We start from the raw sequence: 12,098 nt of genomic DNA, 5'->3' as shown, positions 1-12,098 counted from the left end.
GTGCTGTTACTTTTTTTAGAAACTCCTAAACCACCCACGGAACCAGAGTGAAGAATAGATACATGACTAGAATCAATTCCACCCTCCAACGCTTGAAAAAAATTACATTCTTGCATTTTTCTAGAAAGATGGCGTTGGCTATCAGAAACTAGCATCCATTCTTGTTCCGGTAATTCCGGTTTAGATTCAGGTGGTCCCATATATGTCCAAATCACTCCACCGCGTTCTTCACAAGGAAAGGACTTAATTTTAACTTTATCCTTAAACTTACTTTCTGCGGGTTCAGAAGGTAAGTCTACACAGTTACCGTTAGTGTCGAATTTCCACCCATGGTATGCGCATCTAAGCCCACAATCTTCGTTGCGACCGAAAAAGAGAGACACTTTACGGTGTGGGCAGAATTCATCCACTATTCCAAGTTTTCCATTGGTATCACGAAACGCGATTAACTCCTCACCTAAAAGCTTAACTAGTACCGGCGGACAATCCGGATGAGGAAGTTCCTCTGCTAAAAGTGCTGGGATCCAGTATTGTCTAAGCATATTCCCCATCGATGTTTCAGGTCCAGTTCTTGTTAATAAATCATTATCTTTGGTAGATAACATATCAATTCCCCTCCTAGGTTGCATTTATATTCTATTTTCATACATAAATAAAGCGTTTTCAAATTGATTCTTTGTATCTAAAACATAGAAAACATTAATAGCTTATTAATAGAATTAACTTTTTAATATTTTTTATAGGTTGAATTAAAATCATCAATTTGTCTCTGAGAGTTTCACTTATATAATTAAAAAGTTTTTACATTTTACCAGTTTGGGAGGCAGAGGAATTGGCTCAGGTAGCTCAAGTTGGAGGGATGAAAAACAGCCAAGTCTTTTTTAGAGCACTTGGCTGCTTCAATACCTCTCGCATTAATAAGACTAGGACCAATGGTATTACCTTCTGAAGCAACATCCCCAACAAATATCTCTATCGACCTTGAATTCAACTTACGTTTCAGTGACTCTTCAGGAATCACATGTAAATAATGACTAAGACATTTGTCTAACTCTGGATCATATTAATAAACCTTGCGCAATATCAATCATATAATTCTTTGATAGACAACCTTAATCATTTCCACAAGGTTACGAAAGCTTCGATTAAGCATCAATACCTCACTGTGACAAAATATTTCTGGTTGATAACACTCCTATTTAAACATGTTTTACTAATCTATTAGATATCCTTTTTAGATTTATAGTATCAATATGTCTAAGTTGGTTAGGCTTTTTACCCAAAACCCACAATAGGGTGGTGCATATAAAGTCCTGATAATATTTACACTTATTTATCCTTAAAATAGGAAAGGTATTTATATCATTTATTACATGACTCCTATTTTTATTTCGCCTCTACAGTATGTGTTGGACTCTGATGATTAAGTTTTGAATGTTGAGGCTCAAAAGTCATAAGTACGTTTCCACTCCCTGAAGATTGACCATAACCATAATAATAACTTTTCTTACTCTCTTCCAGTACACCTAGCAGCGCAGCCAAATGACGGCCACCTGATTCAACACCTGCATTTTTCGCATACTGAGGTAGCATTTTCCACGCAGATGAAAGGTCATTGTTGTGTAAATAGTCGAGGAATTGACGGTCAAGAGCCTGCTCGGACAGGGACGGCATCATTTCAGGTACCCTTACAAGGTTATGAGAAAGAGCACCGCTACTTATAAACATGATACGTTTATCGCTTTCCCGTAAAACTTTTCCTATTTGTTGACCCCAAGCATACGTTTCCTCTAAACTAGCTGCCCATGTCACTGAAAGGTCAACCACAGGGATATCCTCTTTTGGAATAAGATAGCGAAGAGGGACGATTGTACCGTAATCCCATACGTATGTTGGATCGTCTACCGCTATAATAGGAAGCCCTGCCTCTCTCCCTGCGGCTACTAATTGGTTTGCTAGTTCTGTTTCTCCGGGATAGTAGTATGAAACATCAGAAATAAGTTCAGGACACTCGAATGCTGTTAAAATCCCTTTATGTTCAGGAGTTGCATCCACAAAATGTTTAAAACTGGACAACCAATGGCAAGAAATCATCACAACTGCATCAGGCTTTGCTTTTTCAATGACTTTTGCAACTTGATGCATCCCCTCCACTATCTCGTTAAGGAATTCCGGAGCTTGATCCTCATGACACATGCGAGGTGTGTGAGGTGCAAGAATCCCCAATTCAATCGTCATATCAATTCCTCCCCTTGTTAATGACTATCTATCTGTTCGATCGGAGACAGCGATTCCGCCGATACCCCAGTGTGTTTTAGGTACTTCTGATACAAGAACACGAACATTTTGTTCCGGAGCACCAAGCGTAGCGCTTACGACTTCTGTTACATTGTGAATGAGTTCCTTCACTTTCCCTTCAGGTCTTCCTTCCATTATCTGAATGTTTACAATCGGCATAGCCTGATAACCTCCTCTATTAAAAAATTTCCTATTCTACCATCTTAAAGGATAATTCTCCTAAACCATCCAGCTTAGCCGAAACCGTATCTCCAACAGACAACATTACAGCACCTGTTACGCCCCCGGTTAAGATCACATCACCGGCTTTTAATTTTTCTTCCTTTCTTGCCAGCATATTGGCTAACATTGCCACTGAATTGGCTGGATGACCGACAACTGCTGCTCCCGCTCCCAAATCTTTAATTTCTCCATTAATAGAGAGTGTGACACCAACTAAATCAAGCTCTAAGGGACCGGGTTTAGTTAAACGATTACCAAACACTACTCTCGATGAAGAAGCGTTATCTGCAATAACATCAGGTAACGTAAATCTGAAATTTTCGTAACGGCTATCAATGATTTCCAATGCTGGCACGACATATTCTGTCGCCGCAAGCACTTGAGCACCCGTGATGCCAGGACCCTCGATGTCCTTTCCTAAAACAAAGGCGATTTCTGCCTCTACTTTAGGGTGGACTAACTCTTGCATCGAGATAGATCCGCCGTCGGGTACCATCATATAATCGAATATGTAACCATAGATAGGCTCTTCTACGTTCATCTGTTTCATTTTAGCCTGGCTTGTTAACCCCATTTTAGGGCCGATAATTCGGTGTCCTTGCTCCAATTTAATAGAAACTAATTCTTCTTGAACTTTGTAAGCATCCTCAACAGTCATGTCTGGATGGTCTACTGTAATTCGAAAAACCTCACGTTTTTCTGTTTCAGCTCGATGTAAAAACTCAGCAGTTGTTTGAAAATTGACTGTACCCATTCGTTATTCCTCCTTATCGAGCAACTGTTTCAAGCTTTTTCTTGGCAATTTCTGCGGCCACATCCACAATCATATCTTCTTGCCCGCCCACTACTTTGCGCTTACCGAGTTCGATTAAGATGTCACGAGGATCAATTCCTATCTTCTTTGCAGCCCGGTGAGCATGAAGCTGGAAGCTAGAATAAACCCCGGCATAACCTAACACAAGGCTATCTCTTGTAATTTCGTACATAAGACTGTACAGTTTCTACCATATCCTGAATAGATTTTACAACAGCTCTCTCATCCATCATTCCTTCTTCTACCAACGCATGGACCGTATCTCTCATAAGAATAGGAGGTTCCGCTGGATTCAAAATAATGATGGCTTTTCCTTTTTTCGCTCCGCCAATCACTTCAATGCCCCGGGATGTCGTTTGGGTGAATTCATCAATGTTGGCGCGTGTTCCCGGTCCTGCACTTTTACTCGAGATGGTTGCGACAATTTCAGCATAGTTCACAGGGCTTACCCTATTGATCGCATGCACAATTGGAATCGTGGCCTGTCCCCCGCATGTAATAAGATTTACATTGTCTTTTTCAATATGTTCACTGATATTAACCGGAGGTATAACTAAGGCACCAATCGCTGCAGGTGTTAAATCGAGAACAGTTTTCCTTTAGTAATTTGGCATGACGGATATGCGCTTTAGCAGATGTCGCACCAAAGACAATATCTTCCAATTCTGGTCTTTCTAGAAACCCTTTGATCCCCGTATCAATTACTTCATAACCAAGATCTTTTGCACGCTTCAAACCATCTGATTCAGGATCAATTCCAATCATGGTGGTTAATTGCAGAACATCTGAACGCTCCAGCTTCATCATTAAATCTGTACCAATATTACCTGAACCAAGAATGGCCACTTTAACTTTTGACATAGATTCCACTCCTCTCCTATTACCCTGTTTATCTAACCATTATTAGAAAATCGAACATTCACTTCTCCCAAGTGAGCAAAACGCGCTTGAAAGTGATCTCCAGGCTCTCCATTAATCGCAGCGGAAAGAGCACCCGAAAGAATAACTTCTCCCGCTTTGAGCGTAATGCCGTAATCAAATAACTTATTCGCTAACCAAGCTACACACGTAGCAGGGTGGCCTAAAGCCGCTGCCCCAACTCCTGTGTTCATGATTTCTCCATTTTTGTAAAGGACCATTCCGATTTGAGCAAGATCGACTTGATTAATTAAAATTGGTTTTCCTCCTAATACATAAAGGCCAGAAGATGCATTATCAGCAACCGTATCTTGTAATTTAATCTTCCAATCCGCTATACGGCTATCTACAATTTCAAGGGCAGGAACCACATAATCGGTAGCTTGTATTACATCCATCACAGTAACTTTTGGTCCTATCAAATCTTTTTTCAATACAAAGGCAATCTCTGCTTCTACTTTCGGCTGAAGTACTTTATTAGAAGAGATTACTCCTCCATTCTCAATAACCATTCCATCCAGAAGGTGACCATAATCCGGTTGGTCTACCCCCAAAAGCTGCTGCATCGCAACAGAGGTCAAACCAATCTTCTTTCCAACCACTTTCTGACCGGCTGCTATTTTCTTTTCAATAGTGTGTAATTGAACTCGGTACGCCTCTTCGATTGTGATAGCCGGCTCAAGTTCAGTGAGGGGAGATACCCCTCGCCCTTGAATCTCCGCTTGAGCCAGATGCTCAGCAAATGTTTCCGTTTTTACAACTTTTGTTTGGCTCAAAATGATTACCTCCTATAACTTGATACAGATATTTGTTAATTCACTATAGAAATCGAAACTGTGCATACCACCCTCACGACCAATTCCGCTCTGCTTCATGCCTCCAAACGGCGTCCGCAGGTCACGTAAAAACCATGTATTTACCCAAACGATACCAGCTTCAATTTCTCCTGCGACACGGTGTGCACGTCGTAAATCATTCGTCCAAATGGAAGCGCTTAAACCGTAATGTGTGTCATTTGCCTGTGCTATCACTTCTTCTTCCTCGTCAAAAGGAATAACTGTTACTACAGGTCCGAAAATCTCTTCGCGAACAACACGGCAATTGCGATCTAAGCCCGTAATAATGGTTGGCTCAAGATAATAACCTTTCTCTAGACCTTCTGGACGTTTACCGCCAGTTAAAATATGCCCGCCTTCTTCCAGGGCCAATTGAATATAATTGGTTACACGCTCATAATGTTCTTGTCCAATGAGGGATCCTACTTTTGTTGCTGGATCGAATGGGTCACCGACAACAAGCTCTTTCGTCTTTGTCACAAACTTTTGTAAAAATTCTTCGTAAACAGGACGTTCTACATAGATGCGTGAACCGCAAAGGCATACTTCACCTTGGTTAATAAAACTGGATTTCAAAGCCGTTTCGATCACTTCATCTAAATCAGAATCAGAGAAGATAATATTTGGGTTTTTGCCGCCAAGTTCATAGGAAAGCTTTTTCAATGATTTTGCAGCTGCTGACATGATTACTTTTCCTGTCGTAGTTTCTCCAGTAAAAGAAATTGCGTCCACATCAGGGTGTTCCGTTAAAGCGGAACCAGCAGAATCCGGACCAAATCCATGTACAATATTTACTACTCCGTCAGGAACACCAGCATCGCGACATATCTCACCGAGCAAAGTAGCCGTCATTGGAGTTAATTCAGCCGGTTTAATAACAGCAGTACTTCCTGCTGCCAAGCATGGGGCAAGCTTCCAAGTTAATAGTAAAAGAGGTAAATTCCATGGATTAATTAGCCCAACAACACCTACAGGGCGACGGATTGAATAATTAATCGCTACATCATCTGTTTGATACGCCTCATTGCCTAAGCCTCTTAAGTAATCTGCAAAGAAGTGGAAATTATAAGCAGCACGTGGAATATCGATTGTACTAGAAAGCCAGTAGGGTTTTCCCGTATCTAAAGACTCCAACTTTGCCAATTCGTCTTTTCTTTCTAAAATGATATCTCCAATACGACGAATAACAGAAATTCTGTCATTCGTGGTCATTTTCTTCCATGGCCCATTTAAAGCTCTTTTTGCTGCTCCCACAGCCAGGTCAATTTCTTCCTTTCCTCCCTCAAAGACTTTACCTAGAACTTCCTGTGTGGCCGGGTTAATATTGTCAAATGTCGTTCCAGTTTTTGAAACAAAATACTGTCCGTTAATAAAATGCTTGCAATCAAATGGCTTTACATTGTTTTCTACTATTGTTCTTGTCTGCATTATTGAAAACCTCCCAATATTCTAAAAAGCATAAAAAATTCAAATTGTTTTGAACTTCTTGGTATTTATAGTAACGAGATGGAGTTCATTATACAACACCACTGTTCTTCTATATGCAACAAATAAATAAAAATTTAAATTTTTTTGAATATTGCACCTATAATATAAATTAAGTTAAAATAAATTGTATTCCATATAAGACTTAAGTTCTTTTATATGCAACAAGTACAAAGGAGAATGTAAATGGGGACTATCAATAATCAAGATTATCTACTTTCTTCAGTAAAGAATGCTCTTCGTCTATTACGGAGCTTCTCACTAGATGAGCCAGAGAAAAAGGTAACTGACTTGGCTTCTTCATTGGGGCTGGGAAAAAGCACTGTTAGCCGTTTATTGGCCACTCTCGCAAGTGAAGGGTTTGTGACTAAGGACCCTGAGACACAAAAATATCGTTTAGGTCTCACCATTCTTAATTTAAATACCATCGTCACTTCAAACCTTGAAATTAGTCGTGAATCACAACCTGTTCTCCGAAAGTTGGTTGATGAGGTTGGAGAAACAGCCCAAATTGCTGTTTTAGAAAATATGGATGTTGTTTATATAAATAGGGCAGAGTGCAAACATCCCGTACAAATATTTACCCATATCGGAAGAAGAAACCCTCTTCATTGTACGAGTTCGGGAAAAGTAATCCTTGCCCACCAGAACGAGGAAACAATTGAACAATTTATCGAAAATGGACTTGAAAAATATACGATGAATACATTAGCAAATCCTGATGATCTTCGTAACAGACTAAGAACTATAAAGGAAAACGGATATTCCGCGAGTGTTGAAGAACTTCTCGAAGGGGTTGCATCAGTTGCTGCACCAATAAGGGACTATACTGGAAAAGTCATGTACGCTGTAAGTGTTGCCGGACCGGTCCACCGCATGAATCCTCACAACCTTACGCTTATTAATAAAGTAAAAAATGCTGCTAATGAAATATCTGAGAGACTAGGGTATTGGAAACATTAAATTATTCAAAAACTAATAGGGAGCGTGATTATTTTGTTTGATATGCATACTCACTTCATTCCACCCGAGGTATTGCTTTGGCTTAAGGATAACAAAGATTTAGTTCAAGCAAGATGGGAGAAAAAATCGCCAGATCAAGCTGATTTTCTTACGGTAAATAACAAATGGGGATTTGAGCTGAAAGAGTCATTTATCAATCCTAAATTATATCTGCAGGAACAAGAAAATGCTGGCGTGTCTCATTCCCTTATCTCACCTATTCCCCAGCTTTTTATGTATGATTTTCCTGAATATATTACAAGTGAACTTTCAACAGTCTATAATCGTTCACTAGCCGATTTGATTCATGACAACAGTAAGCGATTATCGGCATTAGCTACCATTCCATTGAACAACCCTGTTAATGCAACAAACGAATTAAAACATGCGATGAATTTAGGATTAAATGGAGCCATTATTGGACCGGGGCTTTCAAATGTTATGTTAACTGATGATCTTTTTACTCCTTTTTGGGAAGAAGCCAATTATCAAAAAGCCATTATTTTTATTCATCCTCTGCTTTGTGAAGATCCTCGGCTGCAGAAAAGGATGATGCCTAATCTAATCGGGGTACCGTGGGAAACAACCATTTGTGCAGCTGACTTATTGTTAAGTGGTTTTCTAGACAAATATCCAAGTGTGAAAATTTTACTAGCTCATGGTGGTGGCTTTCTTCCCTACCAGATTGGTCGTTTAAATAAAGGATATGAAAAGTGGACAGGTATCTCTAATTCATTGCAGGCTCCTCCAGAAGATTACTTACGTCGTTTTTGGTTTGATAACGTACTTTGGAACAATTCAAGTTTGAATTTTTTAATAGAAACGGTAGGATATGACAGGGTGGTTCCTGGATCGGATTTTCCTTTCGATCTATGCGCATGGCCTCCTATAACAAATAATGAGAGTGGTATTAAATCTCTCCTATCTATCTAAAAAATTTAGCCTGATAATATTTCCTATTCTGAATTTTATTTATATAATAAAAAGTGGATTAATTATATATGAACTGGTTTTGACAAGGGTTTTGACACTTGTAAGGGATGTTATTATATTTTTACCTGGGAGTGAAATGACAACAATGGAATTAAAGAATATTGAAGCATTCCTAATGGTAATAGAAAAAGGTAGTTTTTCTGCTGCAGCTGATGCCCTGTATATTACCCAACCATCTATCAGCGTTCGGATTCAACAACTTGAAAAAGAATTAAATAGTATTTTATTTAAAAGAGAAAATGGGAGGAAAACAACAGACTTAACCTATTCTGGCAGGGAAGTTTATCCCTATTTTCATGAGGCCTTTCAACTTATCGAGAAGGGAAAAAATATACTTGTAGATAAACCAGTAACTCCCAAGCAAATAAAAATATCTTGTACCCATCATATGGGTGTAGAGATCATGCCAGAAATATTGAAAATCTTATATGAATGCTTTCCCTGGATTGAATTCCCTATAGAAATTAGATCGACAGAACAAATAACTGAGGATATTAAAACTGGTGAAATTGATATTGGATTTGCTAACCTAGATCCGAAAGAGAATCATCCTGATCTTTCAGTAATTAAGATTGCCGAGGTGCAAAATATTCTTGTTTGTGCACCTGATCATCCTCTTACAAAACTAGATAAAATTCTACCGTCTGATTTGGAGAACCAACGTATTATTGTGTACAATCGAGAATTTGTTACCTCAAAGATTTTAGGTGAATTTCTAGAGAAAAATCATTTAAGAGAATATAAAGAAGTGGAGATTAGTAATGTAGGCTGGTTAAAAATGATGGTTCGTAAGGGATTGGGGATTGCATTCTTACAAGAGATTATAGTAAAAGAAGAACTAAAGAATGGAAAACTTAAAAAAGTTTCTCTTCGTAAATCTCTTCCATCAACCTCTATTTACTTTTTTTCACATTCTAAAGTACCTCAAAATATCATAGAATCGATTATACAAACTTCGAACAGAATTTTTTAACAACAATGATATTTTGCAAACGAATTCAGTAGTCGATAATGTTGCCAAGTTCACACTTTCAGGATCGACCTGTAAACAAGCTTCACAATGCTAAAGGCGGACTAATTTTGTTGCTTGGCAACGATTATGAAAACTTAGATGCACCCATATTTAGTATAGAGTGTATATGATCAACCTAGGCCAGATATATCCTTCACTTGTTCCTCAAAATATCGATCACAACCATTATTTATTGTGTGTACCCCGTACTCATCCTCGATTCTGACACCATAAAAAACCTCTAATTCCTTTAGATATTTCATAACATTATATAGGTGGACCTGTTATAGAAGATTTATATAAAGTATATAAATAAATTCAATTTGAAAATCAAAAATATTATCCATATACTGATTGAGAATTATCAAAGTATTATTACATTTATAAGGACAAAGGATAGTGAGTAAATCATGTATATGGTAAAGTTACTGCGACTTTCAAGAGCATTTATTTTCAATCTACTATTTTTGGTTTATATTATTCAACTATTTATACCTTTTAAACAATCAGGATTAATTTTGAGTATTTGCAGTTTGTTTGCATTTTTATTCTCTTTATCAGGTCTTCAAGTTTTTTATCAATTAATCATATGTTTATCTTTTTCAATTTCTCTAATCGTGATGTATTTAAATGATATGTTTACATGGCAAGCTTTAACTTATTTTTCTGGGATGACAAATATTCTTGTCCTACTAACCTACTCCTCACTTTTTGCCATTCCAGTCATATTAGGTGCGTATCCGCAAAAAATATATAGTTTTTTTAAAACAAAACTAACATCATTTAAAGGTATGTATACAACATTTTCAGTAGTTACTTTTATTATATGTTCCGTGATGGCAGCTTCGGCTATTCCTACTATACAGACATCATTATCTAATTTCTTAAAAAAACTCCCTCCTTCAATTGTTAATAAATTTCAATCTATTACATTTGTTCGACCATTTATTATGACATTATTTTGGACTCCTATTGCTGCTGCCCCTACAATTGCTATTTCGGGAACAGGAGCTAAGGCCTCAGTTGTCTTACCAATTACTTTTTCTTTGGCGATTCTACTTTTATTATTTGATATTTCAACTAGTTACTTACGATTTAGAAGCGAGGTTAATGAACAGTTTTTAGTTGATGAGAGCGATCGAGAGCATTTAATAACGAAGAAGGAAAAAACAAGTTTAATATACTTTCTTTTACATTTTTTGATTTTTATTGGATTGATCTTAGGTTTAAGCCATTGGTTGTCTTATTCCATACTTGATGCGGTGAGTATGATTATTATTCCTTATTCCTTTATTTGGTCATTGACATTAAAAAAGGGGAAACAATATTTCAGAAATCTAAAGATTCGATTACTAGAAAATGTCCCTCAAGTTTATCCACAGGTAGCACTTTTTATCGCAATTTCTGTCTTAATCAATATTATTGACCATTCGGAAGTTAGTCATACGATTAATAATATTGTACAGATAATAAGCCTATCGATTGGACCATTTTTTTTATTGTTTATCAGTTTCATTGTATTTATTTTGACTTGGACTGGTATCATCCCTCAATTAGTCGTCGTCTTAGTAACACAGACATTGAACTTACAATTTATGAATGTTTCGCCGGAGTGGTTAGCGATAGCAATACTTGGCGGTGCTTTAGCGGGGTCAGCTTCAAGTCCATTTACAATGAATGCAAACATAGTAGCAGTAACACTAAATGAGAGTCCGATGAATGTAGTTAAACATAATTTGATATTTGCTTTACTAATTTTCTTTGTAACTTCCTTTTTGGCTATGTTTTTACAAATATATTACGGGTAATTATTAATAGAGTGAGGAATTTTTAGAAAAACTTAAAATACAAAAAGATTAACAATGAATTCTAAATGGGGAGTATTATCCTTAAAAAAAAAGAATGTAGAGGAAAAATTCATTTCTCTACATTCCTTTTTATTAAACTTAAAGTTATTTTAAAATATCCAACCTTACCAGACTTGAGCTACCTGGGCCAATTCCGCTGCCTCCCAAACCGGTAAAACGGTAAAACCATCTTGTTTTGCCAACTCCCAATTTTCATCTCCAAGTCGAAGACCAATAACTACATCAATTCCATGACTTCTAAGGAAATTTGCTCGTTGCTGTCCCCCATTATCTTGATAACCAAGAATGGCAACTGTTTTGTTGCTATAACATTTTAAAATTAATTGTTCTAGTTCTTTTTTATTCATATATTTTAACCTTCCTTCCTAAAAATAAAATGTTAAATTAATATTTAAAATTTTCTCTTAATTATATAGACGAAACTACCAGTAGATCAAATTGATGATTTTAATTCAACCTATAAATAATATTAATAAGTTAATACTATTAATAAGCTATTAATGTTTTCTATGTTCTAGATAAAAAGAATCAATTTGAAAACGCTTTATTTATGTATGAAAATATAAAATATAAATGAAATCTAGGAGGGGAATTGATATGTTATCTACTAAAGATAATGATTTATTAACAAGAACCGGACCTGAAACATC

Annotated in this window: 11 protein-coding genes and 2 pseudogenes; 4 read left to right on the top strand and 9 right to left on the bottom strand. The window is 37.0% G+C overall.

The genetic code is table 11. From position 1 onward, the window contains the following. The 8 genes and pseudogenes from ACIQXV_RS29495 to ACIQXV_RS29460 all read right to left on the bottom strand — a co-directional run. The coding region (locus ACIQXV_RS29495) for a Rieske 2Fe-2S domain-containing protein (protein WP_402965866.1) at positions 1-605 on the bottom strand (605 nt) is incomplete at its 3' end. Between the two features lie 781 nt (positions 606-1,386). Then, positions 1,387-2,238, bottom strand: a complete 852-nt coding sequence (locus ACIQXV_RS29490) for a DODA-type extradiol aromatic ring-opening family dioxygenase (RefSeq protein ID WP_402965863.1) — start codon at positions 2,236-2,238, stop codon at positions 1,387-1,389. A 24-nt stretch (positions 2,239-2,262) separates the two neighbouring features. Next, positions 2,263-2,457 carry a 4-oxalocrotonate tautomerase gene (locus ACIQXV_RS29485; protein WP_402965860.1) on the bottom strand — a complete coding sequence of 65 codons (195 nt, stop codon included), beginning with the start codon at positions 2,455-2,457 and terminating at the stop codon, positions 2,263-2,265. A gap of 31 nt (positions 2,458-2,488) precedes the next feature. Then, positions 2,489-3,274: a 2-keto-4-pentenoate hydratase gene (locus ACIQXV_RS29480; protein ID WP_402965857.1), complete on the bottom strand. Its 786-nt coding sequence runs from the start codon at positions 3,272-3,274 to the stop codon at positions 2,489-2,491. Positions 3,275-3,287: 13 nt separating this feature from the next. Then, a pseudogene (locus ACIQXV_RS29475) lies at positions 3,288-3,500 on the bottom strand (4-hydroxy-2-oxovalerate aldolase); the annotation flags it as partial. After that, positions 3,490-4,195: pseudogene (locus tag ACIQXV_RS29470) on the bottom strand (acetaldehyde dehydrogenase (acetylating)); the annotation flags it as partial. The pseudogenes ACIQXV_RS29475 and ACIQXV_RS29470, both read right to left, overlap by 11 nt. A gap of 32 nt (positions 4,196-4,227) precedes the next feature. Continuing rightward, positions 4,228-5,028, bottom strand: coding sequence for a 2-keto-4-pentenoate hydratase (locus tag ACIQXV_RS29465; protein ID WP_402965854.1), 801 nt, complete (start codon positions 5,026-5,028; stop codon positions 4,228-4,230). 12 nt (positions 5,029-5,040) lie between these two features. Beyond that, positions 5,041-6,516, bottom strand: coding sequence for an aldehyde dehydrogenase (locus tag ACIQXV_RS29460; RefSeq protein ID WP_402965851.1), 1,476 nt, complete (start codon positions 6,514-6,516; stop codon positions 5,041-5,043). 243 nt (positions 6,517-6,759) lie between these two features. Here ACIQXV_RS29460 and ACIQXV_RS29455 point away from each other — a divergent pair, with 243 nt between their 5' ends. The 4 genes from ACIQXV_RS29455 (at position 6,760) to ACIQXV_RS29440 (ending at position 11,388) form a co-directional block, all read left to right on the top strand. Further along, positions 6,760-7,536: an IclR family transcriptional regulator gene (locus tag ACIQXV_RS29455; protein WP_088085339.1), complete on the top strand. Its 777-nt coding sequence runs from the start codon at positions 6,760-6,762 to the stop codon at positions 7,534-7,536. 33 nt (positions 7,537-7,569) lie between these two features. After that, the gene (locus tag ACIQXV_RS29450; protein ID WP_402965847.1) at positions 7,570-8,508 is read left to right on the top strand and encodes an amidohydrolase family protein; all 939 of its coding nucleotides are present in this window, start codon (positions 7,570-7,572) and stop codon (positions 8,506-8,508) included. 136 nt (positions 8,509-8,644) lie between these two features. After that, a complete protein-coding gene (locus tag ACIQXV_RS29445; RefSeq protein WP_402965844.1) occupies positions 8,645-9,541 on the top strand; it encodes a LysR family transcriptional regulator in 897 nt (298 codons plus the stop codon). A 449-nt stretch (positions 9,542-9,990) separates the two neighbouring features. After that, on the top strand, positions 9,991-11,388 hold the full coding sequence (locus ACIQXV_RS29440; protein WP_402965841.1) for a hypothetical protein: 1,398 nt from the start codon (positions 9,991-9,993) through the stop codon (positions 11,386-11,388). Between the two features lie 164 nt (positions 11,389-11,552). On the opposite strand, the gene ACIQXV_RS29435 is transcribed toward ACIQXV_RS29440, so the two are convergent. Then, positions 11,553-11,795, bottom strand: a complete 243-nt coding sequence (locus ACIQXV_RS29435) for a Rossmann-fold NAD(P)-binding domain-containing protein (RefSeq protein ID WP_402965838.1) — start codon at positions 11,793-11,795, stop codon at positions 11,553-11,555. Positions 11,796-12,098 lie beyond the last annotated feature (303 nt).

Origin of the sequence: Neobacillus sp. NPDC097160 (assembly GCF_044762155.1) — a bacterium.
In the GTDB taxonomy this organism is placed as follows: Bacteria; Bacillota; Bacilli; order Bacillales; family Cytobacillaceae; genus Neobacillus.
Note: the sequence above shows the minus strand (reverse complement) of the source record. Positions and strands in the feature narration are given on the sequence as shown.